Raw genomic sequence first — 25,654 nt, 5'->3', positions numbered from 1 at the left:
TGCAGGTGACGCGTGTGGAATAGGGAGGTTCAAAGTTTTGCGCGAATTGGTATGGTGGCCTGGTTGTATGACATTTTGAGTGGCCGATATGTCTGATCTTGTGCGGGTACTGGGAACATCCCCTCCATCAACGTTGGCCACAGGGCTTTCTGTGGCGCCGACGCCTCTTCAGCGGGAAACGCTCCACGGACCGCCGAAGCCTTCGGACGTGCTGCACGCGGTGCGACGGCGCTGGTGGCTGATCTTAATTCTGGGGGTCATGGCGAGCGTGGGTGTCATGGTGTTTGCCTGGCGGACCATTCCCGTTGAATACACGGCCACGGCGTGGTTGCAGGTTGCCCTTGAGAGGCCGCGCGTCCTTTTTGACACGAGAGACGATGATCCGTTGCTCCGCAACCGGCAAACGCAGACGACGCTCGTCACCAGCAATCGGGTGTTGACTGCGGCGCTGCAAAAGCCGGGGATCAGCCAGCTCCCCTACATTCGCAACCAGGTCGATCCCATCATGTGGTTGCGGCGTAATCTGCGGGTCCGATTTGCCGATCAGGCGGAAATTCTGGAAATCAGCATGACGGGCGACGATCCCGAGCAGATTGCGGCGATTGTCAACGCTGTAAAAGACGCCTACATGAGCGAAGTGGGAGACCTCAGTCGTAGGTATGCCCTGGAGCGGAAAAAGCTGCTGGAGGCCAATTACGCGCAGACTCTGGAGCTTGTCAAGAAACGCGACCAGCGGTATCGAGAACTGGCCAACGCGGTGGGAAGCCCGGATTCGGAAGTCGCCCGCAAGAAAGCCCTCACGGCACTCGAAACGCTGGCGGACCATCGTAAACATGTGAACGAATTACGGCAGCAGATCAGTGGGCTGGAGCGTCGGATCGCCATTCTGCAAAGTCGACTCCGGTATCTGGAAGAGCACCGTCCGCAGACCACCGAGGAAGAGCGGCGGCAGCGTGATGAGGCTGTGATTCAACAGATTGTGGAAAACGCTCTGCGGGCGGATCCCTGGATTGCGGCGACGCAGGCGAGGTTGAGTTATTTGGAGACGCGCTGGTTCGAAGAGCGACAGCGGGCGGCCCAGGGGGAAAAGGCCCCCAGTGTCCAGCGAATCCGCGAAGAAATGGAGACCCTGCGAAAAGGTCTTGAGCAGCGTCGGGCAGAACTGGCGCCGCAACTCGAGGAATTTGCACGAGAGCAACTGGCCAAGGGGCGGGCGGTTACCCCTCCCACAGAAGCGGAGCAAATTCAGGCCGAGATTGCTCAGGCTGAATTGGAGAAAGCTGTACTCGAAGATGAGTTGAAGGTAGCCCTGGAGCAGTTTGAAAAGGAAGCGGCGGAAGCCGAGCAACTCGGGAAGTACTCTGCCGATCTGGAGGCGGAACGGGCGGAGGTGGAGCGACTGAAAGCTATTGCTGCCCGCATGGGGGACGAGCTGGAGCGGTGGAATATCGAACTTGCCGCACCCCCCCGGGTAAGCGTTTTGGAAGAAGCCAGCACGCCTCGGATCAGCAACATCAACGACAAGTATCGGTTGGTCTCATTTTTGGGGCTAATGGCATTCCTCGGGACTGGGGCTGCCGTGGTGCTTCTCGATTTCCTCCTCAGGCCAGTGAGCTCTGCTTATCAAATCTCGTACGGTTTGGGATTGCCCGTCCTTGGAGACTTGCCGCTCATTGAACGGCCCATCACACGGTGGGTCAGTCGCAACGGTCACCTGCCCGATACGATGCGGTCTGTCTTGATCGAGTCGGTGGACCAGTTACGGACAATTCTTCTCCATCGTGCGGAGCGTCAGGGGATGCGAGTGCTTCTGGTAACAAGTGCTCTGGCGCGGGAAGGAAAGACCACTTTGGTCGCGCAACTTGCGGCCAGTCTTGCACGGGCAGGGCGACGGGTGGTGGTGGTAGATGGCGATCTCCGCCGCCCACGCCTGCATCGGTTGTTCCACTGTCCGCTTGCGCCCGGTTTGAGTGAACTGGCGAAAAATCTGGCTGGGCCGGAAGAGATTGTTAAGAACACAGAAATTGAGCACCTGCACGTGGTGACGGCCGGTCACTCCGACGGCGAGGTGCTGGAAGCGGTGTCGCAGGGGAAGCTCGACCAGTTCCTGCGGTCGCTTCGCGATCAGTGCGACCTGGTGCTGGTGGATTCCAGCCCGATTTTGACCACCGCAGACGCCCTCATTCTCGCCCATATGGCGGACAGTGTGGTCCTCTCGGTCATTCAGGACAAGAGTCGACTCCCGCGAGTGTTTGAGGCCGTGCAGCGACTTCGCAGCGTGGATCTTCCCCTGTTGGGAATTGTTCTCCATGGAACCGCTCCCAGCAGGTACCGGAGCTATTACCGTTCCTACACGATTGACGTGGAATCACAGGCGGCCGATGGGACACACCGATGAATTGGATGCTCGGATGCGGTAGTGCTCGAACGGGTAGGTAGGGGAAAATAATTGAAACTCTCGGCGGATTCACGATCGCGCTTGCTGAAAAGACGGGATGGGGGCAACGGCTACGGGGAGGTGCCTCATGTTCCGAAATTGTTTCATCGTGGTGGGATCAATCCTCACCCTCGCGTACTGGGGAAGTCGCTCCCTGGCTAACGCTGGCGAGGATCGTCCCTGGAATGTCGTGTTGTTTGTGGTGGACGATCTAGGTTGGGCCGATCTGGGGTGTTATGGGAGCTCGTTTTACGAGACCCCGCACGTGGATCGTCTGGCGGCGGAAGGGATGCGTTTTCTGGATGCGTACGCTGCGTGCCAGGTGTGTTCGCCGACGCGGGCGGCGATTATGACGGGCAAATGGCCGCAGCGGGTGGGGATCACGGACTACATCGGCGCCGCCCAGCCAGAGGCATGGAATCGAAACACGCGGCTCTTGCCCGCTCCCTACCAAACGGCGCTGGCCCTGCAAGAGGTAACATTTGCGGAAGTCCTCAAACAGCGAGGATACACCACGTTCTTTGCTGGCAAGTGGCATCTTGGACCGGAAGGTTACTGGCCGGAAAATCAGGGTTTCGATATCAACATGGGTGGCACGGGACAGGGTGGGCCGTACGGCGGAAATAAGTACTTTTCCCCTTATGGTAATCCACGGCTTCCCGATGGTCCTCCGGGCGAACATTTGCCGGATCGCCTGGCTACCGAGACGGCAAAATTCATCGAGCAGCATAAAGAAGGGCCGTTTTTAGCGGTCCTCTGCTTCTACTCAGTGCACACACCGTTGATGGCGCGGGAGGATCTCCGGCAGAAATATGAGGAGAAGAGAAAGCGCCTCGGGCTGGTGGCCCAATTTGGGCAGGAAGGACCACGGGAAGTGCGCCTGGTCCAGGAACATCCTATCTATGCCGCTATGGTCGAGGCCATGGACCAGGCGGTGGGCAAGGTCCTCCGGAAACTTGATGAACTTGGGCTGGCGGAAAAGACGGTTGTCATGTTCACCAGCGACAACGGTGGGCTTTCCACGAGTGAAGGCTGGCCAACATCCAATCTTCCATTACGGGGAGGCAAAGGATGGATTTACGAAGGAGGGATTCGCGTTCCTTTCATTGTGCGCTGGCCGGGGGTAGTCCTACCGGGCACGACCTGTACGACACCCGTGTGCAGCGTGGATATTTTTCCGACAATCGTTGAGCTTTCTGGGGAAGATCCCACCAGATATAAGGTGGACGGTTTGAATTTGGTGCCTCTTTTCCGCAATCCGACGTTCCCATCGGACCGACCGCTGTTTTGGCACTATCCCCATTATGGCAACCAAGGGGGAGCCCCGAGTGCGGCAGTACGAAAGGGTTCCTGGAAGCTCATTCACTGGTATGAAGACGATTCATGGGAACTCTACAACGTGAAAGAAGACATCGGTGAGAAACAGAACCTCGTCAGTCAGTATCCGGAAAAAGTCGCGGAGCTGAAAAGGCTCCTGGAAAACTGGCTCGTCGATGTGGGAGCCCGTTATCCCACGCCAAATCCGAATTACGACCCCCAAAAACCTGACGGGCGAGTGGCCCGCCGCCGATAATGGGAATTTGCTGGGTGTGTGGTCGAAGCGGCCGATCTGGGCCAATGAAGAAAATGGCGATGACCGACCGGGGAATAACACAGGGATCTACGGTGTTCGGCTTGTTCCGGAGCTTGGGTCCTTTCTGGATTGCCGCCTTTGTTGTGGTGGCCGGGGCCATTGTCGAGGGCTACTGGAGTTTTCGCTGGCAATCCAGCGATGCTGAGCTGGCCCTCAACCCGCTCGCACAGGCGGTGGAACAGGTTCCCCTGTCGATCGACGTTTGGAAGGCCAACGAAGTGGTCCCGCCCGATCCACGGGTGGTGGAAATCAGTGGGGCACGCGCGATCTTCAATACCACTTATCGCGATCAAACCCAGGGGGATGCGGTGACGATCTATCTGCTTGCCGGGTGGTCCCGGGATATCGCGGTCCACACACCGGACGCTTGTTATCCGGGAGCTGGATTTGTGATGGAAACGTCTCCTCAACCGTTCACCGTGAGCTATTCGGCGCAAGATGTTAGAGGACCGACTCGCCAGGCGGAATTCATGACTGCAGTTTTTACCAAAAGCGAGCCCACTGGGGTAACAAGACTGCGGGTGTTCTGGAGCTGGAATGATGGTCGTGGTTGGCGGGCTCCTCGTTTTCCGCGGTGGACGTACGGAGGACGGCGTCCGCTCGTCAAACTGTACCTGGTGGCGGAGTCGCCTCCGGGGCAATTGCCCCATCAGAGTTCGGCTCTGCGATTCGGTGCGGTCCTTTTACCAATTCTTGATGCGCGCTTGGAGCCTGCATTGTCCAGTGCGCTGCTCGCGCACAGTAGCGGTACGGTCAATCCGCGATGATCAGCGCGGTCTTCGTGCAAAATCTGGCCTCTGACGCACCGCATCAAAAGTCGAAGCGTTTTTTCTGATCCTGCGAGACAAGTTCGATCCAGTCCACCTCGGTTTCCCGACAGCCCTCCGGCAAGTAGATTCTCACAATGCCGATCGGTTGCATCCAAGGAACCTGCACGACCACCGTTTGCAGACCGGTCGGATCTGTCTCATATGGTATTGGAGCTGGCCGTTCGCCCGAAGGAGGGAGCCACTCTACCTTGCCCGAAAGTTTCCCCTGGACGGAGCCATCGGTACGCAGAACGCGAAGCTGAAAAGCCACCTGTAACGGGCCCGGCTGACGCCCGAGCGAATAGCCCAAAAAGGGCGAAGCGGCTGTGGCGGTCAGATGGAGCTTTCCCTCGCGGAGTTCGGCCTGGCAGCCGCGGGCTTTCCATCCGAGGAGTGGATCCTGGCTGGCCGTGTCTCCCCGGTAGTTGGGGTTGAGCCGCGGAATAACCGCATCGGTGTCCTGCAGATACTTTTCGAGTTTGGCGCGGAGGGCTTCAACGCGTTTTGGATACTTGTCGGCCAGATTGTAAGTTTCGCCAATATCCTCGGCGAGATTGTACAGCTCAAACCGATCGCTTCCGTCAGGATTCGCGGCAAAAAAACGAATGAGTTTCCAATCGCCTTCTCTCAAATAGGCGGACGGTAGGAAGCCAGGAATGTTGCGGGCCTGATTTTCACTGCCGTGGGGAAAGTGGCAAAAGACTTCCCTTCGCGGCGAGCCTTTGCCCTCGAAGGCCGCAACCTGAGAAATTCCGTCCACGTGGTAACCAGAATGATTAATCCCACACATATCCAGGATGGTGGGGAAGAAATCGACGCTGCTGAAGAGGCTTTCGGTGACGGTGCCGGGTTGGGTGTGGCCGGGCCAGACCACAATGAGCGGCACGCGGGTCCCACCTTCATAAATCGAGGCCTTTCCGCTTCGCAAGGGCAGGTTACTGGTTGCCGGAATGTCTGCGTATCCCGGTGGTTGGGTTTCCACGTCACGACTGCCTTCCCGGCGCGGGGGATAAGCAAAGCCGCCGTTATCGGAAAAGAAAATGATGACCGTTTGATCCGCCAGACCACATTCGTCAATGGCAGCCACAATTCGCCCCACAGCATCGTCAAGACTCTTCACCATCGCGGCGTATACCGGATTACGTTGGGGAGAATTGGGGTCGGCCTTCTGCCGAAAATATTCCACAAGTTCTGGCTTGGCACTCCACGGACTGTGAACCGAGAAACACCAATAGTTGAGATAGAACGGACGGTGTTTGTTGTTGCGGATGAATTGAACGGCTTCTGCGGACATGCGATCTTCAATGTGTTCTCCGGGCGTGCCCTGGATCGCGGGGTCTTTGATGAATTTCCACGGTGCAAGATAACCACCGCCCGGCCCGGGAACCTGCGGTGTATGTGGAAAATCGAACTGAAAACCCTGATCTTTGGGCTCGTATGGTCCGCTGTGCCCGAGATGCCATTTCCCGAAATGGGCCGTCACGTAACCAGCATCCCGGAGTACCTCCGCCAAAGTGATGTAGTCCGGCTTCAGCCGGGTGAGGCTGTTGGCCACCTGCACACGAACATGGGGTTGTGGCGCGGTCAGTCCTTTTTCGAGAATTTCCTCAGGCAAATGGCACACCGGCGCGGTGATTCCAATTCGCGCAGGATACAGGCCGGTGAGAATGCTGGCGCGAGTGGGTGAACAGAGCGGATTGGCAGCATAGGCCTGGGTGAAACGCAGTCCTCGCGTGGCCAGCCGGTCGATGTTCTGCGTTTCGTGGTAGGTGCTCCCGTACACTCCAAGATCGCGCCAGCCCAGATCATCGGCCAGAATGAAGACCACGTTGGGACGCCTGAAATTAGAAGGGGGAGCTGTGGGTTCGCCAGCCACCGACAACCCGCCAAAGCTCAACGCGGTTACACAGAGAATCAGGGTCCGGTTCATGATGGTACCTCCCCAAATAGATCTTGAAAGTAATTCTCGCCATGGGGGCCAGGTTATGCGAGACTTCTCCGGTAGAATAGTTTAAACCCAGCTTTATCGTTCGAGATAGCGCTTTTGGCTGGTCTAACCTGGTTTCAAGTAATTAATTGACAGAAGGCGGTCCATGGCACAAGCTTACGACGCCATTTTACTGGTATCTTTTGGCGGGCCCGAGCGCGCCGAAGACGTTATGCCTTTCTTGAAAAACGTGGCTCGTGGCAGAAATATTTCCGAGGCTCGTCTGAAAGAGGTCGCCGAGCACTATTATCACCTGGGCGGGCGAAGTCCTATCAACGACCATTGTCGGGCACTCAAAAAGGCTCTGGAGGACGAGCTCGCTCGGCGGGGCTGGAGGCTGCCGATTTACTGGGGCAACCGGAACTGGCATCCGTTTTTGGAGGAAGCGATCGATGAGATGGTAAAAAACGGCGTGCGGCGGGTCCTGGCGGTGGTTACCTCTGTATTTGGTTCATACTCCAGTTGCCGGCGATACCTGGAGGATCTAACCAGGGCACGGGAAGTCTGCGGTGCTGTTACACTGGAAATTGATCGCCTGCGGTTGCCGTTCAATCATCCTGGATTTGTGGCGGCGATGGTGGACCGCGTTCGGGAGGCCCATGAAGCGGCCAAAAAAGCAGGATTTGTATCAATCAACCTTATTTTTACCGCCCATAGCATCCCGGTGGCGATGGCCGCGGGATCGCCTTATTTGACCCAATTTGAGGAAGCGAGCCGTCTGGTGGCCGAGGCCGCCGGCTTCACCACATGGCGCCTTGCATATCAGAGTCGGAGCGGTCCCCCGCATGTTCCCTGGCTGGAGCCAGATATCCTGGACGTGCTTCGCTCTATTGCTGAAAAGGAGCGTGCGGCAGCCGTGGTGGTGGCACCCATCGGATTTCTATCCGATCATGTCGAGGTGCTTTACGACCTCGACGTGGAGGCTTCGACCCTGGCCAGAGAATTGGAAATCGGTTTCTTCCGTGCCGGGACGGTAGGCACCCATCCCGCTTTTGTGGCCGGTCTTTGCCAGATGATTGAAGAGCGGCTGGATGGCCGGTCGGAGCGACGGGCTATCGGCCGTCTACCTGCCTGTGCGGATGTGTGTCCGGTGGACTGTTGTCCCCCAAGCTGAATCGCTCGAAAGGCCCTCAGACGCACATGTTATAGAACCTATCGCTTGATCAGCTCGGGATGCTCGCGATAGAAGCCCAGCACTTCTCGCCTGACATCTGCAAGATGACGGACGCCTTTTTCGACCAGCTCTGAAATGAAGTCGCGGAAGAGTCCAAAAACAGGGCCGGCGAACCAAGTGGTGAGAGCTTCGTCCGGGGCAGACCTACGACGTCCTCCATCGTCGGGCAAAGCCACCGCGAAATTGTCCGCCAACGGGTCCCAGACGAAACGAAAGCTTTTCGGGACAAATGGGGCGCGACATTCGAGACTGGCCACGCGGCGACGGGGGCGATAACCCTGGGATACGCTGAAATCCACGTGGATGAAGGCGAAAAGTCCCACGCGATCGAGGTCGCCGCGGGCGACGCCGAGCGGCGGGCCCAGAAGGATTTCTGTCAACTCTTGAAGCGTGTCCGCATGGAGACAGGAGGCGATTCTTCGCTGGGCGCTGATGAGACGGAAATAATCGGCGACCGGTCGGCCCCACAGATAGCCGTACCAGTGTCCATCCCCGATCTCGTGAACGAGAAAACACTCGGGTGTCGGAGGGGCCACCTGGAGGGCCTGCCCAACGACGCTCGGGGTATCAACGGTGATGATTTTCACTCCGGGTGGCAGAAGATTGAGAAAAGCGGCCAGGAGTGTGGTTTTCCCGGCGCCGCCAGGTCGGGCTGCTGTAAGCAGTGACGCACCCTGCGCGAGGGCATACATGACTGTGGCCACCATATCCGCGGAGAGCGTTCCCGCCTCAATCAGATCGACCACAGTGAGCATACGCCCGCCCCGCTGATTGAGGTCCTCAAGTTGCTGGATGTTCCGTTGTTCCAGGTCCGGGAGCATCGAAGCGTGCGTTTGTCAGTGTGTCGTGCCCATCGAGTGGGGAGCCTGAAATACGGGCCCCAGGGGTTTACTTCTCATTATCGGCTGGAGGCGGCCTGCTGGTTCGACGGGGATGGAGGGCTGGGTGCGTCCTGGGCCTTTTTCGTATTTGGTTTTCCTTCATCTTTTTTGAGAGCGGCGGAAACGAAATTGATCACCGCCTGTCGGGAGGGATAGCCTACCATTTTTTGGCCTTGGAAGCCATTTTCCGTGGGATGGAAGACAAAAAGTTGAGGAATGGGTCCGCCTTCAGTGAGTTTCTGGGCAAGCTTCGGCTCTTCATCGTAGTCTACAAGAGCCAGCACAGCCTTTTTGAGAATGCCCGCCTGCTGCAGGCCGGGGATACCGTCCTTTTCCAATCTCTGGCAGGCTGGGCACCATTTGGCTCCTACCACGACCACAAGAGGTCGGTTTGATTGCTGAGCCTGATAGTATGCGGTCGCATAAGCCTCCGCGCGGACGCTATTCTGACTGGCCGGCGCAGCGGTGTCCGAAGTCAGCACGGCAAGCGGCAGCACGCAAAACAGGTAGGAAAACGCCATGGATCACTCCTTTCCTGCTGAAAAACGTAAACGGTTCTCCTCGAGGCGGCTAAGGCACGGGACAACGCGCCTTCACGCCCGCACGCCGATAAAATCCCTCCCGGAGAACGGCCCCGAGGGGACAGAAAGCTTCAGTACGGCAGAAATCCGTTTCGGAGGGGAATCGTAAGAATGGGCTCCTTGCCTTTCCGCGTGCCCGCAGCTTTGACCCGGGCAAAGATCGCGAAAGCCGCCAGTGTAATCGATAAAATTTTCCTGACAAGTAACCCTTTTGTAATTCGCCCATTCCCTTGAGAGTCCCCGTCCCGTACAGGGTCCTTTTTCATCGCGGGTGGAACTAATAGACGCTCAGAAGAGCTGACGCGGTGCTTTTTGGGCGGACCGGGTAGTTCCAGAAGTGGGTGATGCTGCCTTTTCGAGTGGTTGTTCTCTATCGGGGGTGTCCGACAACAAACGCTCAATCGGTGAGGATGCGAAACGGGAAATTGGTTGGCTTCGCGTTATTTCGCTCTCGCTGCGCTCCGGGTAAAATAAAAGTGGGGTGGAATGGTATCCGAAAGGAGGAATAGATCCAGAGGATTGCCTCATGAATCGCGCTGCCTGGTTGCGGGAAAAACGAGCTATGCGCCACCTGCGGCGCGGAGCGGTGGCGACTCTGGACTATGTCCTTCTTATAGGGGTGATTTTGCCGGTGGCGGCGTTTACAATGTGGGCGGGGCCCCGTATTATTCGGCTGGCCTATGAAATGGTCTATGTCCTCCTAGTGTGGCCGTTCATGTGACTTATCGAGATGTGGGGAGGGTATCGCCTCACGGCGTTTTCGGTAACAGAGAAGAGTCGAGCAAGGGAGAGAGGTGACACGATGAGCAAGGCGAGTCTGCGGCAACTGCTGAAGCGGATCCACTCCGATGATCGCGGAGCGGTGAGCCTGGAGACCATCCTGATTATCGGCGCGATCGCTCTGCCGATCCTGATCTTCCTGATTCGTGTGGGGTGGCCGCGGATTAAAGGCTACTTCAATCAGGGCCTGCAGGAGCTGGAGGCGGAGCGAGTGAACGCGATTCAGTGAGGCGTGCCTCGCAGTTTTGGGACGTTTGTCGCCGATGAGTGAGGGACGCTGCGCGTGGTTTACATCCTTTTGGTGTTCCTCACGGCGGCAGTCGTTTCGGACGTCCAGACCAGAAGAATATTTAACTGGATCACCTATCCCGGGATATTGGGAGGGCTGCTCCTCAACGGCCTGGCGGATTTGGCCGTGAGGGGCGGCTGGGCGAGCCCCGCGTGGATGCAGACCTGGGGAGCGGTCGGATTGGGGCAGGCCGTGATCGGGTTTTTGAGCTGTGGGTTGGTAATGGTCGCTTGTTACGTCTTCTTTCGCGTCGGCGGGGGGGACGTCAAGCTTATTGCGATGATCGGTGCCTACTTGGGACCCGAGAAGGGGATCACGGCGATGCTGTGGACGTTCGTCCTCGGCGCGTGTTTAGCGCTGAGCGTTCTTGTATGGAGGGTGGGGCCCGTCCGGTTGCTGGTGCACCTGGGGCGAAGACTCGTGGGATGGCTCCGGGTGGGGTACTGGGGGACATGGACGCCGGAAGAGCAAAAGGCCCTGGAACCAACCTTGTTTCTGGCCCCGAGCGCCTGGTTGGCCGTGGTCATTGTACATTTCGGGGTGATAGAACGGCTGCTTGGTCAGCCATAACGTAAATGGGGTGAAGCAAACAGAGGACGGTCGCTTCGTCACCCGGGGAACAGAGAGAGGCGCACCATGTGGCGTGCGATTGTGCTTGCATCCTGGCCGTGGGCGCTGATGCTGATCGGAGCAATCCTGGCGGCCATTGGGTTGCTTCGCTGGGGAGGGTCTGGGAGGATCCCTTTTCGGTGGAGTCGATTGGCTGAGCTTGTCCACGATGATGCAGGCGCCGTGCAAAGCCTGAGTTTTGTGCTCACCCTGCCAATCTTCGTCCTTCTAATGCTTTTTATTGTGCAGGTGAGCCAGATCATGATTGGCACCGTGGTTGTGCACTACGCGGCGTTTGCCGCGGCACGGGCGGCTCAGGTGTGGATTCCTGCTCGGGTGGGCAATATCGAGTTAGAAAACTGTATTGGGCCGGGCTATTATCCAGATCCCACGGCAGAACAGTTTTTGCCTATTGTGGATCCTTCTGACCCCAATTATGGCCCGTCGCCGGGAGGAATGACGTTCATCATTCCGTATGACCCTGGCAGCCCTAAGTGGCAGAAAATCGTCACCGCAGCGGTCCTCGCGCTGATGCCGATCTGCCCTTCCCGGGACCTTGGGCTCTCCGTTCCGCCTTCCGCTGCTGCGGCGGCACAACTGGTGCAGCAGGCGTATTTGCAGAATGTTACCAATGCCAGCGGTATTCCTCGGGTGCCGCGACGGCTGGAAAACAAGCTGGCCTATGCTCTGCTGGCTACGGAAATGGAGCTGCGGTTTTTCCATTCCAATCGGGAACCTCCGCTCGTGCCGTATTATCTGGAAGATGACATCTATCAGTTTCGACCGAACGAACTGGGATTTCAGGATACGGTCACCGTCACAGTCATACACCACATGGCTTTGCTCCCTGGACCGGGAAAGTTTTTGGCTAAGGCTGTGCGGCGTCCCGACGGTTTACCTGACAGAGTCGCGCAGGAGATTGAAGTGCGTAACGGCATTGCCACTTATCCACTGCGAGCCTCTATCACCCTGGGACACGAAGGCGAAAAATCGGTGGTTCCGTACACTTATTGGCTTTCGAGCATGTTTTGAAAAGATTGGTTCGACTGTTTGGCGCCCTGAATCATCGCACGGTGCTGAGTCGTCGGCATGATCGCAGAGGGATCAATACCTGGGGACGAACGACGGACGTTTCTGGCGGTTAAGTCGGAATCGCGGAGAAACCGGTGATGCGAGCGATAGCCAAGAAAATGAAACGACTTCCTATCGACGACTCCGGCGCGATGAGCATCGTGGCGGTCTTCGCGGTTCTTCTGTTGACCATCCTGCTGGGGATGGTCATGAATGTAGGCCGCGCGGTGGATCATAAAATCCGGCTTCAAAATGCCGCAGATGCTGTGGCCTATTCGGGTGGAGTGGTCATTGCCCGCGGAATGAACGCGCTCGCTTTCAGCAATCATCTTCTGTGTGATGTATTCGCGTTGACTGCATTTATGCGGGAGGCTCGGGATCGCAACGCAGAACAGTTTGTGCCCGCCATCCTCGAGACCTGGAATCAGGAAGCGCCGGTTTTCGCACAGTCCAATTTTCCGAAGTTCGTCCCCCTGGCGACAGCCATTCCTGCGAAAACGCCCTTGGAACAGGCCCTTGTGACGGCGTACAGCGAATGGGCTGCTGCTGCCAGCCAGCAGATTCTGCCTACCCTGGAGTTCATTCTCCGGCAGGAGCTCATCCCGGAGTATGAGCGGGCGGTGGTGGCAGCGTTTCCGGATATTGCCCAGCAGGCTGCCATGGAGGTGGCACGACGCAATGGTCGACCAGACTTCGGCCGGGGGGAAATGCTGGGGGTTCTCTGGCGAACCAACGTGACTCCCGTGGGTGGGGCGGGGGAACTGTACGAGCGGACCTTGCCGGTTGTGGATCCGGTCATGGACCAGTATCCCAATCAGGCTGAGTACTTCAATACGGCGCGGAGTCAACGGCAGCGACTTGCTCGGCATTATTTGGACATGTGGAACGATCGGGCAATGTTGTTCTTCGACCGCGAGGCCAAGATGAGTCAGTTCGGCAGACTCTGGCGCAACTTCACATGTGGGCAACTGGAACGGTTGCTGGCCGAGTATCCTGCGAGCAATTTGCCGTTTGTCATCCGCACACCCGGTGAAGAGATCGTGGACCCCAACGCCCATTTGGATCAGTATTTCACATTCGTGGGAGTGGCGTACTGGCGTCCCATGCTCCCGATTTTGCCGGGGCTGTTTATTCATCCCATGAGCAGCGACACCATCGCGTTTGCACAGGTACGGGTGTTTGTTCCACGGCCGCGGCTGGTGTGGGAGTACTTCGCGCCTGGCCGGCAGACCGATCCTCTGGGAGGCGTCCCGGGTGATTTCGCTGAATTGCCCGTGGATGAGCCGTCTCCTCCTGCCGAAAATGTCGAGGGAACCTGGCAGGTTGTCCGCGAAGATGTGCCGACCCACTGGGATCTTCTTAATCAGCACTGGACGTGTACCTTGCAGCCGGCGACGGTGTGGAGTTTACCGGCCATTCTCCAAACGCCGCCTCCTTTACCGGAGTTCGCTGGCTGGAACTTGCAGTTGCCGTCACTTCCGGGTTGGACGGCCGCTGACATCCAAAGGATCAGTCCGCACTGATGAATTAAATACCCCTAGGCCGACCTTTGGGCCGGGGTCGGATGGTCTGTTTATGGGAGAAAACTTGATGAACTGCCGCTTGTCAGGCAGAGACGGTCATCGGTTTGAGGACCGGCGCGATGTCTTGGGGATCACCAGGCGAGCGTCGTACCGGTGTGGGCTGGCGCCTTTGGAGCTGGTGATCGCTGTTCCCCTATTCCTGTTCATCATGGCCTTGATGATCAATTTTGGAACGGTCGCGGCATGGCGGGTACGGGCTCTGGCCGTAGCTCGGCACGCAGTATGGGCGAGCCGTCATCCGCGAGATCTCGCACTTGCCCCGCGACCTGAGTACTGGCCGGCAAACGCCGGTCTGGGAAGCGGAGGGGACGCCGACGCTCCGGTGCTGGACGATCCACGTGTCAATCTTCCGGTGGCACGAGGTCCAAGGTTAGGGAGTTTCGTGGTCAATACCCAGCTTCTCGATCCTACACGGGGATTTCGTCGAGGATCTTCCGATTTGTCCCGGGATTTTCCCTTGCTTGCCACGCTCGGACCTTACAGACTCGAGGCGAAAACTCCGCTGCTCGACAATTGCTGGCAGTACCACCAGATGTCGCTGCCTTGGTACTGGCACGATCGCTGGGCCCATCGAGTCACGGCCCTCTACCAGTTGCCTACAGCAGGGGGAAACTTTCTCGCAATGTACGTTCAAGCGGCTTTGGCGATTCTCAATATGCCGGAACGTCCTGCTTTGCTGATCCTTGACCGGGATCCGGAGTTTCCGGCCTATGCACAGAGATTCGGCTGGCGTGGAGGCGGCTCACCCGACTTTCACCCGCGATTGGGTTCCTTTTGTACCACCGATCTTGCCGTAGCGCATGATGAGGTAGAGCGCCTATTGGACCGCATCGGAGGTGTCCGGCCGCAGCAGGGTCCGCCGCGTGTCAACCACGTACCATCGCTGGCCGAACGAATGGCCTCCGCCTACATCAACCTGTACCAGAGTGTTATTCAGGAGTTGAACAACCAGCTCAACGCCGTACCACCGCCTCCGCCCGGTCAGATTGCGGCCATCCAGGCGGAAATTGGCCAATTGCAGCAATGGATCAGCGTTCTCGATACGTTTCGTCAGAGTTTGCAAAATCATGGCCGCCGATGATCCTCGGGCTGGACTTCCTGCTGCCCCTTCGAATACCGGTCAGGATCCCGCGCAGGGGAACGGGATGAAAGTTTTCTTCGATGAGCGACCGGCCAATTCCCGCCGCATTAAAACGTTTGGCGACCTGGCGCGATGGATCACGGACTGCACGTCGCGGATGCTGGTGACTTTTTTGATCTTGGCTGCCGGGTTGAGCTTCGGGCTGCAGGTTATTCGGTGGTGGAAGGAACCGCCAGCGCCAATGACTTCCTCGATGAGCGGTGACCTCACGATAACGCCAGAGCAAACGTCGGCTGGACGGGACGGGGAAGGTATGCGGGTCAGCACAGAGCAGGGTAATCTGAGGATTATCGCTATTTCGGGCAGCCAGGCGGAAGCCTGCCGAAAAGCAGAAGAGCTCTGTCTCGCTGTATCAGAGACGCTGACACTGCCCCAAACCCCGCCGAGTCTAGAGGAACAGCGGCTTCTGGAACGGCTGGCCGTAGTAGTCCCGGTGCGGTCATCGCCCGACGGGACGCGGGTTTTCCGTTACCCGGGTCATTTTCCGATGTGGGCAATCATAAGGCCGGAAAGTTCGCCGAGGTCTGGGCCGACGGAAAATCACAAGGACGCACCGTTGGGGGCGAACGATGGTGATTCTTCAGCAAATAACTCTGATGTGCATAGCGTGAAAGGGCCTCCCTGGGTGTCACAGCGGGTCATTGGGTGGGCGGTGCTGATGCAGGCGGGGGGAAATCTCTGGTCTCTCTATGTTCTTACCCCCACGCAGTCCAAAAAGCTTGTAGCCACTGTTGGAAGAACATCCTCCAGCGAGAGTATGCGGGAGCCCTTGAACGAGCTTCCCGTCGGGGCCCGGTGGGTGGCCCGGTTTGCCTTTTCCTCAGAAAACTGGGTCGGAATCTTCGAGGAGACTGTTTCCGGAAAAGCAGCCACCTGGCCCTTGTGGATAGATCAGCAGTTGTCGCGCGACGGGTGGAACGCAGTGGGCCGGTGGAACGCTTCCGGCTACGAAAGCTGGAGGAGGTATCTTCGGAGCGGTGATGCTACGGTCGAGGAGCATTTAACTGTACGACTTCGGAACGTGCCCGGGGAAGCGTCTCGCGGGGTAGTGGTTTACCTTCGCCACAGCGCCTCACAGACTGATGGTAACTGAACAGATTTTGTTAAATCTCCGCAGTCAAAGATTCTTGGAAAAAACGTTGCGCAGAACCTTTATGGCTTGCCGTCATAGCGGGTGGAGTCAACATCAAACGGGGCATTACAATAAAGTGGCAGGGGCCTGTCTGACGTCAGCAGTTGAGGTGTCCATACTCCCAGAGAAAGACACGCTTCTATGAAAGGTATCCAAGGACTCATTCTCGGCCTGGGTGTCGGGTTGGCTGCGGCTCTTTTCAACTGGGCCTACATGACCCGGGCCACGGGCGATATTGAGGCGGTCGCGTTTGTCGGAATTGCCCCCAACAAGGACCTGGATATTGGCCATGTGCTGGCGGAGGAGGACCTGGTACCGGTCGCGATACCTCCTCTTCCTGCGCGACGGCTCAAGGATTTTGCTTATCTCTATGCGGACCGAGCGAGTATCATCGGGCTCCGTGTGACGCGCCCCGTGCCCGGCGGGTCTCTTTTGCTTCAGGATGACCTTCGCCCCCCGCCCCCGCGTCTTCGGTTTGGCGGTCAGCCTGCCGGGAACACCGAAGAGATCGCGATGTTTATCCCCATCGATACTCGCACGATTGTGCCGAGTTTGATCGAGCCAGGGGACATGGTCTCGTTCATTGTTTCCGCACCAACCCCGGTCCCTGGTGGTAATCCTCCTGCCGGGGAAAACCCCACAGCGCCGGCGACCAATGCGGGAGGCGGGCCGCAGGTCATTGGCAAATTCAAAGTGCTGGCGGTGGGTAACCGGCTGACGAGCGTCGAAGCTCATCGGGCGTACCAACTCCCGCAATCTCAGGAGAATATTCTGACCATTAGCGTGAAGCTCGAAGATGGTCGTCTTGAACCCAAGGCGGAACGGCTTTGGAAAATGCTAGAAGCCACGAATTTTCGGCAGGTGGGGGTGATTCTCCATTCACGGGATACTTCGCAGAACTGAACGATTGTTTGAGGAAAACCACAGTGGGGGACGCATGAAGATCTGGTACAACCGCATCAACGAAAGCCGGCGGACCATGATTGAGGTCGACGCCACGGAAGTGTGGATCGGCCGAGATAGTTCCAACACGGTGGTGCTCCCCAGTCCCCTCGTGTCGCGACGGCATGCGGTGGTGCGGCTTTTAGAAGATGGGCGTTTGCAGTTAGAAAATCTCGGGCTCAACAGTTGCCTGGTGGGGGAGGAAGAAATTCTGGGAGGGCAAACGGTCGTCTTCACACCCGGGACGAAGGTGCGGATCTGGCCCTTCACACTGACCTTCGAAGCGGAAAAGGCCGTCACCGTCTCGCGGCAGGAATTGGAAGCCCACCTCCGATCGCTGATTGCCGATTTGGAACTGCGGATTCACCGCAAGCTGTTGGAACGACTCGATCTTTACGAATTTGAAAATCGTCGGACGAATGATCCGCAGAGCATTCTCCTTTTGGAAAACAACATCGAGGACATCTGTCGGGACCTCCGGGTGTTTGAGCCGGAGAATGAGCCGATTCTCGAAGAGATTACAGGACTCGTGCTCCGCGATTACCTGGTCAACAGCTTAATTATGGAGTCGGGGAGCCAGTCGTTTTATGAAATGACCGGATTGAGCGGCAACGAGTTCGATATTCCCGCCACACTGGTCCCCGAGCGGGAAGCGGAGCTCGCGGGGATTCTCAATTTCATCCGGGAAAGGCTGCGGCTTTCGGAATGTCGGGATACTACGGAGCAGGTCCAGCGCATTGAGGATCATTTCAGTGAAGCGTTTCAGCTTGTTCGTCCTCACCTTCACAGCGAGTTGCGGAAGTATCTGATCCTGCGGACGCTCAAGAAAGATTTGAAGGACACCATTTTCGGCTTTGGGCCGCTTCAGGACCTTCTCCGCGCGGATTCCATCACCGAAATCATGGTGGTGGGCAAGGATCAGATTTACGTGGAACGCAACGGTGTCATCGAGAAGTCGGGACGGCGTTTCATCTCCGACAAGGTTACCGAAGCGATTATCGAGCGAATCGTGGCCCAGGTAGGACGTCGCATCGACAAAAGCCAGCCGCTTGTCGATGCCCGGCTGCCCGACGGTTCTCGCGTCAATGCCATTATCCCGCCGCTGGCTGTGAAAGGACCGTGCCTAACAATTCGCAAATTCCCGCTGCAACGGATGACGATGGACGACCTCATTGAGTTGGGGTCGATCACCAAAGCAGCGGCCACGTTTCTTCGGGCGGCGGTTATCGATCGAAAGAACATCCTCGTTAGCGGGGGGACAGGGGCAGGAAAAACCACGCTGCTTAACGTCCTCAGCAGTTTTATTCCGTTCAAAGAACGAATCATCACCATCGAGGACACGGTCGAACTCCGCCTTCATCAGGAGCACGTCGTCACGCTCGAGGCCAAGCCGCCCAACGTGGAAGGGCAGGGAGCCTACACCATCCGCGACCTAGTCCGGAATGCGCTGCGGATGCGGCCGGACCGGATCATTGTGGGTGAATGCCGCGGGCCGGAAGCCCTCGACATGATCCAGGCGATGAATACTGGCCATGACGGTTCGCTGACGACGCTCCATGCCAACACGGCCCGAGAGGTTATCGAACGGCTGGAAGTGCTCATCCTTATGGCGGCCGATTTGCCAATTTATTCCATCCACCGACAAATCGCCTCGGCGATCGATCTGATTGTCCATATTTCCCGGTTGCCGGGTGGACGCAGGGTGATCACGGAAATCACCGAGGTTGTGGGTGTCGATCCCGATACAAAAAGTGTGATCATGCACGACATCTTTAACTTCCGGAATGGCCAGTCTCTTGAGCCAACCGGCTATCTTCCCACGTTTATCGACTCACTGGTTGAAAAGGACTTGCTGGACCTCAACTTTCTCTACGGGGAAGGCTATCAATCCGTGCAGGCCGCCCCTGGAAAAACTGTCCCTCAGCACGAAGCCCTCGGCGAGGACCGGAGGATTCGGGTATGACGGGAAACCAGGATTTACTCCTGCTGGGCTGTTTGTGCTCCGGTATCGCGGCTGCGATCCTGGTGTACAGCGCTCGTGATTGGCTAGCCCAAGCGTTCGCCTGGATGGAAGCCGACGTCACCGATAAGCTGCGGCGTTTGCGGGTGCGGACCGCCCGGGTGAGATTCTGGTTGACTCTTTGGCTAGTCGGTATTGCCGTGGCTTTTTTCGGTTTCTGGCTGCTGGTGGACAGCCTTATCTTTGCAATTTTGACGGCTGTGTTACTTCTGGCGGCGCCGTGGTATCTTCTGCGGCGGATGGCGGAGTTCTATCGGCGGAAAATCGAGGATCAACTGGCCGACGCCATGGTGACCCTCGCCAACGCGGTGCGAGCGGGTTTGTCGCTGGCCCAGTCGCTGGAGATTCTGGCAGCCCAGTGTCCGCGGCCTATCAACGCGGAATTCCGGCAGATTGTGGCGGAATATAACCTCGGCAAACCCCTCGATCGGACGCTCATCGAAGCGAAACAACGGCTGAAGAGCGAAAACTTCGCGCTTTTTGCTGCGGCCCTGCTTGCCAGCCACGAACACGGCGGGCGACTGAACGAAACAGTGGAGAGAATTGCAGGGTCCGTCCTGGAACTTCAGCGCCTGGAGCGGAAGGTCCTCTCAGAAACGGCACAGGCGCGGAAATCGGCGGTCTATATGGCCATTGCGCCGGTGATTTTTCTGATCGGCTTTTACATCATGGATCCCGGCAACACCATGCTTTTGTTCACACAGCCGCTGGGGCACCTACTGCTGGGCATGGCCGTCATCCTGGATGTCATTGCGTATCTTTGGGCCCGTGCGCTGTTGAGGCCTGATATTTAACACCGAAAAAAGATTCCACAAGCCATGACAAAGGGGGAAAAGAGCCGTAAAAGACACCATTCTAAAAAGGAATGAGCTGGCCTATGGAGACTTGGCAAGCGGGTCAACAACACGCATTTTTACTGGTTATTTCTTCCGCGCTGTGGGCGGCTGCGGGTTTTTTTGTCACGCAGTGGTTGTGGCAAATCGTCCACACCGAAGATCTGCCGCAGGGTGCTGAGTGGCGCTATGACGTAAGCCGAATCAATGAATTGCGTCGTGCAGACCGCTTTTTCCGGCTATTTCAACCGCTCATTCAACTCTTGGCGCGGTTCAATCGTGCGGCATTCCGTGACGCGCTTCCGGAGATTCAGCGCCACATTCACTGTGCGGGTTTGCCGCGATTCTGGCTGGCGGAGGAATATCTGGCCAAGCTCGAACTCATTGCTGTGATGCTTTTCCCGCTGTACACCTATGTGGCGGTGCGGGCAGTGGGAGCGGCCGGCATTCTCCTCGCCGTGATTTTCTCGGGGCTTACTGTCTGGCTGTTGCGATTGCGGCTGGCTGACCGAGCGGCGCGACGGCTTCAGGCCATCAAACGTCGGTTGCCGTTTCTGCTGGATCTGTTAACCCTTTTGATGGAAGCGGGGTCCACCTTTCTCAATGCCCTAGCGCAGGCTGTGGAGGAATACCGCGGGCACCCCATCGCCGAAGAATTCGGGCGTGTTCTCGCCGACATCCGTATGGGGAAAACCCGTTATGAAGCCTTTAACGCGATGCGAGACCGCCTGGCCGATGACGAAATCACAAGCATTATCGGCTCCATCTTGCAGGGGGAGACCCTGGGAACGCCGCTGGCCTCGATCTTCCGCACCCAGGCCGACGTGCTCCGCATCAAGCGATCCCAGCGAGCTGAGATGATCGCCGGTGAAGCAGGGGTCAACATGCTTCTGCCGGGAATTCTCGTGATGGCGGCAGCCGTGCTCATCCTGGTGGGACCGTTTCTCATGAACTATCTGTACTTCGGTTTGTCGCTGTGAGGTAAAAGGATTTTCGGAAAGGACGCACTGGGAGAGAGTGAGAAGTGAACACCTGGCGAAAAAATCCTGGCAGGACAACCTAAAAGGCTAGGTTGGCAGAGTACGGATTGGTGGCATGCCCGTTAAGATTCAATGTCCATTGTGCGGCACGGAAATGACCGTGAGCGATGCGGCGATGCAGAGCAAGGTGGCCTGCCCGTGGTGTCGCCATCGCTTTCGCCCGGAGTCCGCTCTCCCGCAGCAGCCGGAATCGAAAGCTAGGCCAGCAGAACCACCGGTGGCAAGTCCACCCGTTGCTCCGGCCGGTCCCGAGCCAGCGAGAGAAGAGGCGAAAAAAGAGGGCAAAAAAGTCTCGGAAATTTCCCCCGCCAAAGTGGAGCGTTCGGGGGCGAAAGACCAGGGGACGCTTCCCGCAGCTCGTGAAAGACCCGGCGTCGAACAGGCCCGGAAGGACGTACCGCCGGAAAAGAACAGGTTTCGGGGTGACGGTGCCGGGGCGGCTCGGTCTGAAAGGGTGGCGAAGGTCGATTCGCCCGTCACAGGGGGAACTGCCACCGCTGGCGGAAAAAAGGTGGCCCGACTGATCCTCACCCAGACGGCTGAACCCGCCTGGAAGCTGGCGCCCGACGGGAGCCTGCCCAGTTTGCACCTGCAAGAGGATTCTCCAGACGAGAAAAAACGGGAGGTCAAGCGATCCAGCAATCCTGTTCTTTTGGCGGTTGTGCTGGCTGCCAGCCTCTTGACCTCACTGGCGCTCCTCTTCGTGGAACCCGTGCCCGCCACGCGGAGTAATTTGGAGGAGCTTGAACGCGCGAGAGAAGAACTGGCGGCTGAGTACTATTCCAGTCTCAACCCAAACGCGCCACTGGCCGAGTATCAGAGACTTCTCCGCGAAGCTCATTGGGCCCACAGTCGGGGTGATCATCAGCGCGAGCGGGAGCTCTACCGTCAAGTTCTCCTCTTGCTCTACGCGGAAAAAGGGCGAAACTCTTATACTGGATTGACAGGGAGTCGCTCGCGGGATGAGCGACTGGAGGAGCTTTTAAGGATCCTCCTCAAAGAATAGCCTTTCACAATTGGCATGATGTGAAAAGTTCAGTCGGAAACAGAGACGCAGGCCACGCCGTCGCGGTTCGGTGTGAGGTTGGGAATGGGCCAAGCATCCCGTTATGACATTGTGGGCACCATCGCTACCGGGGACTTTGCCACGGTCTATCGAGGTCGAGACCGCGAGCTGGGCCGCGATGTGGCGATCAAGGAGATCCATCCCCATTTTCGACGGGATCCCAAGCAACTCGAGCGCTACTGGAAAGAAGCGCAGCTTCTGGCGACTCTCCAGCATCCAAACATCATCACCATCTACGATGTGGTGCGGTCCCGGGGATGGCTGATTCTGGAGTTGATGCGGGGTAGCCTTCAGGCCAGTGTGCAAAAAGGACCGATCGACCTGGATTTCCTCCGCGAAATTCTCATTGATTCTCTGCAGGCCCTGGATTTTCTCCACACCAACGGCATTATCCATGGTGATATTAAACCCAGCAATTTGCTATTGGATGCCCGGGGACGGGTAAAGCTGGGAGATTTCGGGCTGGCACGCAGGGCCACAGATGAGCACGGAAGTCTTTTGAAGGGCACCACCAAGTACATGGCCCCGGAATTGATCAGCACCCAATTTGGTCCGGTCGGCCCCGCCAGCGATTTGTATTCGCTAGGATTTACGGCCTACGAGCTAATGTGTGGGCCAGATTTCGAGTTGCTCTTTCCCACGCTCAGCACGTTTGGACGGGATCGTCAAATTGCATGGATGATGTGGCATGCCTCACCCGATCAAAAATTGCCGCCCATCCATCGCGTGCTGGAAGGTGTCCCCGAAGACCTGGCCCAGGTGGTGGACCGTCTGGTGGTCAAGGATCAGCAGCAGCGATTAAGTTCCGCTCGGGAAGCCCTGGCGCTTCTGAAGGCTCCGCAGGTAAGTGTGCCCGCGAGCATCTCGGGGGAACGATCGCAGCCCAGCGAAGAGGAGCTCAAGCAGCAACGGCAAAAGAAGATGATGCGAATCATAGCGGGCGTGGCCGTGGCGTGCTCGCTTTTGGTGTCAATTTTCATGCTTCTTCCTGAACGCGCACCGCCTCCCCCGCCACCGGCGGCAGCGACCCCCGTCCAAGGTCGCCTGGAGGCAGTTCTTTTAGATGCCCGGCGGCTGATTATCGATCATGACGGTCAGGGGAAGGAAGAGCGTGAAATCCGGTCATGGGATGAGGTCATCATCAACGACAAGAAGTCGCTGTTGCGAGATCTTCAGCCGGGGGATCGCATCACGATTACAGTTTATCGCGATGAACAGGGCCGTCAGGTTCAGCGAATCGAAGCCATTCGACCAGAACGCCTGATTGGCCAGATCGAGGCGGTCTCGCCGGAACAGGGGACGATCACCGTCGTCAGAGAACCGGAAGGGGAAAAACTGGTTCTTCGTGCTCCGCGGGGAACCCCTGTGACGCTCAATGGCCAGCCTACCTTTCAGGGGCAAAAGCTGGAATACACGCAGCTCAAAAGTGGCGATCGGGTGGAGTTATACTATCAGCGTGAGGGGCCTGAGCTCGTTGTGACGGAAGTGGCCGCCTTTCGGGTGGTCCAGATGAAAGGAATTGTGCGGGAGGTGGACGCCAAAAACGCCCGTTTAACCGTGGAATCGGACTCGACAGGACAGGTGGTCACGCTTCCCTGGTCGGAGGATTGCATTGTCACACTCAACGGCCAGGCCAATGTGGGCGGCCAGATTCTGCGCCCGGCTGATCTCCGTGTGAATGACCAGGTCGAAATTGAGCACGATACGCGTATCCGGCGGGTGGATGCCTATAGGGTGCTGGGTGTGGCCGGTGTGATCGAACGCGTCCATTTCGACGCCGGGTCGATCGACGTCCTTCTCAGCCAGGATCAGAAGACGATGCAGTTCCTGGTGCCGCAGACTTGTGAAATCACGCTGGCCGGAGAACCGGCCCAGTTAACGGATTTGCGGGCCGGTGACAAAGTGGACATCCAGCACGACACGCCCGACGGTCGAATCGCGAGGGCTCTCAAGATCACTGTTGTGCGGCCTGAGGATCGCAGGCGGTTTGCCCTTCTGGTGGCTGTGGGCGAGTTCGATGATGAATCGTTGGCAGATCTGCCTGTCCTTGTCACGGGCACGCAGAAGCTCGCCGACGTACTTATTCGGCGAGGGGCTTTCCCGCGCAGCCAGACCCTTGTCCTCACCAACCCCAGTCGCGTGCGATGGGAGCAGGCCCTGAGGGCTTTCCTGAAAGAGGTGCCCGCGGACGGTGAGGTGGTCGTGTACTATTCCGGCATTGCAATTCGAGATGTGAGCAAACGCGTGTATCTGCTGTGTCGTGACAGTAGCCTCAATCGGCTGTCGGAGACGGCGCTTCCCATTCAATCGCTTGCGGACGATCTGGAAAAGTCTTCGGCGTCCAGGAAGCTGTTGATTCTGGATGTGTCTCCAGCGGGAGCTCAGATTCCGGGCGATGTGGTTTCTGCGGAAGAGGCCCTCCAGGCCGTTCAGGGACCGCCGGGTCGAGCCCCATTTCGCACTATCACGGCGATTGCCGCAACCACGTCCGGCCAGCGGGTTGTCGCCACCCAGGAGGGTTCTGCCACGGCGATTGCTTTACTTGATGCCTATCGAGGGGCGGCCGACGAAAATCGAGATGGACAAATCGACGCGGGAGAACTTTATGCGTTTCTCACGCGGCAGTTGCCCCAGCTCGCCGGCACGTCGCAGTCGCCGCGGTTGTTTCTCCCAGATAATCGGCCGCCTCGTTTAACAGAAGAGGCCAAGAACGCCCTGCGGAGCCTTGGAGCGATGCTCTTGCAGGATAATCTGGATGCGAGAGTGGTCAATGACGCTTATCGCACGGCCCTCAAGCTCGCTGGTAAGGAACCGGAACCTGCCCTTTTGTATGGGCTGTTGCAGATCAAGATGGCGCAGTTCAGTGAAGCGGAACGGGTATTTGAACCGCTGAAACTGGAACGCCCCGAAGAACTGGTGAGTTATCTGGCACTGGCGTGGACGAAGCTTTTCCGACGCGACTACAATGGGGCAGTGGGAGAGATGCTGGCGCTTGCTTCCCACTGGGAAAGTTCTCAAGTGAAACCGAAGCCTGGCTTGATCGTCACGGTCCTGAACGGGCCGGAAGTGTTCCATTTTTTGGGCCAGCTCCGCGAATACGCCGCTCGTGTTGGAGAAGGGAATGAACGCCCGGCGGATTCCCTGTTTCAGAAACTCGACGACAGGGTCCAGCAATTGGGCGAACCGTTGACGTCGGCGTACCAACAGGGGCGAGAACAGAGCCGGCAGATTTTGGATCGATTCGATGAACAATTGGCCGGAGCGCCGGACCAGGCCACCCAGGTCAAAATTCGTTACGAGAGAAGGCAGTTGGGACGATACGCGTCGTTTCCGTTCGAGTCGCTGTCGCGGCAGATTCTCAGCGGCTTGGATCGATAGAACAAGGATCACGCTGCGCTCTTGCTCTTTGCGAAAGGCGGTCGGTTACAAAGCCGACCCCTCAAATCAAAGGGCCGAAACGGGTGAGATACAAAAAAAGTGGGCTTCCGGCGTGCCACCTCCGCAGTGGCGAAATCATGCGGTAGGGCAAGGTACCCGCATGACGACCGCTGCGCCGGAAACCCCACGGGCCAGCCTAACTTACCAACGGGAGGCGCAGCACGATCTGTGCCAATTCGTTGATAATAAGCTTGTTTCGTAAATTGCC

The 25,654-nt window shown here is 57.7% G+C and carries 20 protein-coding genes; 17 read left to right on the top strand and 3 right to left on the bottom strand.

All coding sequences use genetic code 11. From position 1 onward, the window contains the following. Positions 1-88: 88 nt before the first annotated feature. From ABJK56_RS09195 to ABJK56_RS09185, 3 genes are all read left to right on the top strand, one after another. Entirely contained in the window at positions 89-2,398 is a 2,310-nt protein-coding gene (locus tag ABJK56_RS09195; RefSeq protein ID WP_347244372.1) for a polysaccharide biosynthesis tyrosine autokinase, read from the top strand. Positions 2,399-2,525: 127 nt separating this feature from the next. Then, positions 2,526-4,010, top strand: coding sequence for a sulfatase (locus tag ABJK56_RS09190; protein ID WP_347244371.1), 1,485 nt, complete (start codon positions 2,526-2,528; stop codon positions 4,008-4,010). Between the two features lie 59 nt (positions 4,011-4,069). Continuing rightward, positions 4,070-4,837, top strand: a complete 768-nt coding sequence (locus tag ABJK56_RS09185; protein WP_347244370.1) for an exosortase-associated EpsI family protein — start codon at positions 4,070-4,072, stop codon at positions 4,835-4,837. A 43-nt stretch (positions 4,838-4,880) separates the two neighbouring features. On the opposite strand, the gene ABJK56_RS09180 is transcribed toward ABJK56_RS09185, so the two are convergent. Further along, a complete protein-coding gene (locus ABJK56_RS09180; protein ID WP_347244369.1) occupies positions 4,881-6,809 on the bottom strand; it encodes a sulfatase in 1,929 nt (642 codons plus the stop codon). A 163-nt stretch (positions 6,810-6,972) separates the two neighbouring features. Between ABJK56_RS09180 and ABJK56_RS09175 the strand changes: the two genes are divergently transcribed. Then, positions 6,973-7,980, top strand: a complete 1,008-nt coding sequence (locus ABJK56_RS09175; RefSeq protein ID WP_347244368.1) for a ferrochelatase — start codon at positions 6,973-6,975, stop codon at positions 7,978-7,980. 38 nt (positions 7,981-8,018) lie between these two features. Here the strand turns inward: ABJK56_RS09175 and ABJK56_RS09170 are convergent, their stop codons facing one another. After that, entirely contained in the window at positions 8,019-8,861 is an 843-nt protein-coding gene (locus tag ABJK56_RS09170) for a hypothetical protein (protein WP_347244367.1), read from the bottom strand. Positions 8,862-8,938: 77 nt separating this feature from the next. Beyond that, a complete protein-coding gene (locus ABJK56_RS09165; RefSeq protein ID WP_347244366.1) occupies positions 8,939-9,442 on the bottom strand; it encodes a thioredoxin family protein in 504 nt (167 codons plus the stop codon). 586 nt (positions 9,443-10,028) lie between these two features. On the opposite strand from ABJK56_RS09165, the gene ABJK56_RS09160 reads away from it, so the two are divergent. The 13 genes from ABJK56_RS09160 (at position 10,029) to ABJK56_RS09100 (ending at position 25,386) form a co-directional block, all read left to right on the top strand. Next, positions 10,029-10,223, top strand: coding sequence for a hypothetical protein (locus ABJK56_RS09160; RefSeq protein ID WP_347244365.1), 195 nt, complete (start codon positions 10,029-10,031; stop codon positions 10,221-10,223). An 81-nt stretch (positions 10,224-10,304) separates the two neighbouring features. Next, positions 10,305-10,511 (top strand): hypothetical protein, encoded by a 207-nt coding sequence (locus ABJK56_RS09155; RefSeq protein WP_347244364.1) that lies wholly within the window; start codon positions 10,305-10,307, stop codon positions 10,509-10,511. Between the two features lie 54 nt (positions 10,512-10,565). Next, on the top strand, positions 10,566-11,141 hold the full coding sequence (locus ABJK56_RS09150; RefSeq protein ID WP_347244363.1) for an A24 family peptidase: 576 nt from the start codon (positions 10,566-10,568) through the stop codon (positions 11,139-11,141). 66 nt (positions 11,142-11,207) lie between these two features. After that, positions 11,208-12,212 carry a hypothetical protein gene (locus ABJK56_RS09145; RefSeq protein ID WP_347244362.1) on the top strand — a complete coding sequence of 335 codons (1,005 nt, stop codon included), beginning with the start codon at positions 11,208-11,210 and terminating at the stop codon, positions 12,210-12,212. A gap of 137 nt (positions 12,213-12,349) precedes the next feature. Further along, a complete protein-coding gene (locus ABJK56_RS09140) occupies positions 12,350-13,774 on the top strand; it encodes a Tad domain-containing protein (RefSeq protein WP_347244361.1) in 1,425 nt (474 codons plus the stop codon). 67 nt (positions 13,775-13,841) lie between these two features. After that, complete coding sequence (locus ABJK56_RS09135) at positions 13,842-14,915, top strand: hypothetical protein (protein ID WP_347244360.1); 1,074 nt, start codon at positions 13,842-13,844, stop codon at positions 14,913-14,915. Beyond that, positions 14,902-16,068, top strand: a complete 1,167-nt coding sequence (locus ABJK56_RS09130) for a hypothetical protein (protein ID WP_347244359.1) — start codon at positions 14,902-14,904, stop codon at positions 16,066-16,068. Before ABJK56_RS09135 ends, ABJK56_RS09130 begins: the two co-directional genes overlap by 14 nt. A gap of 180 nt (positions 16,069-16,248) precedes the next feature. Beyond that, positions 16,249-17,010: a hypothetical protein gene (locus ABJK56_RS09125; RefSeq protein WP_347244358.1), complete on the top strand. Its 762-nt coding sequence runs from the start codon at positions 16,249-16,251 to the stop codon at positions 17,008-17,010. Positions 17,011-17,044: 34 nt separating this feature from the next. After that, positions 17,045-19,012: an ATPase, T2SS/T4P/T4SS family gene (locus ABJK56_RS09120; RefSeq protein WP_347244357.1), complete on the top strand. Its 1,968-nt coding sequence runs from the start codon at positions 17,045-17,047 to the stop codon at positions 19,010-19,012. After that, on the top strand, positions 19,009-19,863 hold the full coding sequence (locus ABJK56_RS09115; RefSeq protein ID WP_347244356.1) for a type II secretion system F family protein: 855 nt from the start codon (positions 19,009-19,011) through the stop codon (positions 19,861-19,863). The genes ABJK56_RS09120 and ABJK56_RS09115 overlap by 4 nt, the downstream gene beginning before the upstream one ends. A gap of 83 nt (positions 19,864-19,946) precedes the next feature. Then, positions 19,947-20,882, top strand: a complete 936-nt coding sequence (locus ABJK56_RS09110; RefSeq protein ID WP_347244355.1) for a type II secretion system F family protein — start codon at positions 19,947-19,949, stop codon at positions 20,880-20,882. A gap of 115 nt (positions 20,883-20,997) precedes the next feature. Further along, on the top strand, positions 20,998-21,948 hold the full coding sequence (locus ABJK56_RS09105; RefSeq protein ID WP_347244354.1) for a hypothetical protein: 951 nt from the start codon (positions 20,998-21,000) through the stop codon (positions 21,946-21,948). A gap of 84 nt (positions 21,949-22,032) precedes the next feature. Next, positions 22,033-25,386 (top strand): serine/threonine-protein kinase, encoded by a 3,354-nt coding sequence (locus ABJK56_RS09100; RefSeq protein ID WP_347244353.1) that lies wholly within the window; start codon positions 22,033-22,035, stop codon positions 25,384-25,386. The last annotated feature ends 268 nt before the right edge of the window (positions 25,387-25,654 follow it).

This window comes from Thermogutta sp. (assembly GCF_039793925.1).
In the GTDB taxonomy this organism is placed as follows: Bacteria; Planctomycetota; Planctomycetia; order Pirellulales; family Thermoguttaceae; genus Thermogutta.
This window is presented reverse-complemented; position numbering and strand designations above follow the sequence as displayed.

Bases quoted from the DNA above. Each gene is read 5' to 3' on its own strand.
- ABJK56_RS09175 (WP_347244368.1), top strand. From the start codon at position 6,973: ATGGCACAAGCTTACGACGCCATTTTACTGGTATCTTTTGGCGGGCCC.
- ABJK56_RS09115 (WP_347244356.1), top strand. From the start codon at position 19,009: ATGACGGGAAACCAGGATTTACTCCTGCTGGGCTGTTTGTGCTCCGGT.
- ABJK56_RS09105 (WP_347244354.1), top strand. From the start codon at position 20,998: ATGCCCGTTAAGATTCAATGTCCATTGTGCGGCACGGAAATGACCGTG.
- ABJK56_RS09110 (WP_347244355.1), top strand. From the start codon at position 19,947: ATGGAGACTTGGCAAGCGGGTCAACAACACGCATTTTTACTGGTTATT.
- ABJK56_RS09140 (WP_347244361.1), top strand. From the start codon at position 12,350: ATGCGAGCGATAGCCAAGAAAATGAAACGACTTCCTATCGACGACTCC.
- ABJK56_RS09120 (WP_347244357.1), top strand. From the start codon at position 17,045: ATGAAGATCTGGTACAACCGCATCAACGAAAGCCGGCGGACCATGATT.
- ABJK56_RS09160 (WP_347244365.1), top strand. From the start codon at position 10,029: ATGAATCGCGCTGCCTGGTTGCGGGAAAAACGAGCTATGCGCCACCTG.
- ABJK56_RS09125 (WP_347244358.1), top strand. From the start codon at position 16,249: ATGAAAGGTATCCAAGGACTCATTCTCGGCCTGGGTGTCGGGTTGGCT.
- ABJK56_RS09185 (WP_347244370.1), top strand. From the start codon at position 4,070: ATGACCGACCGGGGAATAACACAGGGATCTACGGTGTTCGGCTTGTTC.
- ABJK56_RS09180 (WP_347244369.1), bottom strand. From the start codon at position 6,809: ATGAACCGGACCCTGATTCTCTGTGTAACCGCGTTGAGCTTTGGCGGG.
- ABJK56_RS09190 (WP_347244371.1), top strand. From the start codon at position 2,526: ATGTTCCGAAATTGTTTCATCGTGGTGGGATCAATCCTCACCCTCGCG.
- ABJK56_RS09100 (WP_347244353.1), top strand. From the start codon at position 22,033: ATGGGCCAAGCATCCCGTTATGACATTGTGGGCACCATCGCTACCGGG.
- ABJK56_RS09170 (WP_347244367.1), bottom strand. From the start codon at position 8,861: ATGCTCCCGGACCTGGAACAACGGAACATCCAGCAACTTGAGGACCTC.
- ABJK56_RS09135 (WP_347244360.1), top strand. From the start codon at position 13,842: ATGAACTGCCGCTTGTCAGGCAGAGACGGTCATCGGTTTGAGGACCGG.
- ABJK56_RS09165 (WP_347244366.1), bottom strand. From the start codon at position 9,442: ATGGCGTTTTCCTACCTGTTTTGCGTGCTGCCGCTTGCCGTGCTGACT.
- ABJK56_RS09195 (WP_347244372.1), top strand. From the start codon at position 89: ATGTCTGATCTTGTGCGGGTACTGGGAACATCCCCTCCATCAACGTTG.
- ABJK56_RS09155 (WP_347244364.1), top strand. From the start codon at position 10,305: ATGAGCAAGGCGAGTCTGCGGCAACTGCTGAAGCGGATCCACTCCGAT.
- ABJK56_RS09145 (WP_347244362.1), top strand. From the start codon at position 11,208: ATGTGGCGTGCGATTGTGCTTGCATCCTGGCCGTGGGCGCTGATGCTG.
- ABJK56_RS09130 (WP_347244359.1), top strand. From the start codon at position 14,902: ATGGCCGCCGATGATCCTCGGGCTGGACTTCCTGCTGCCCCTTCGAAT.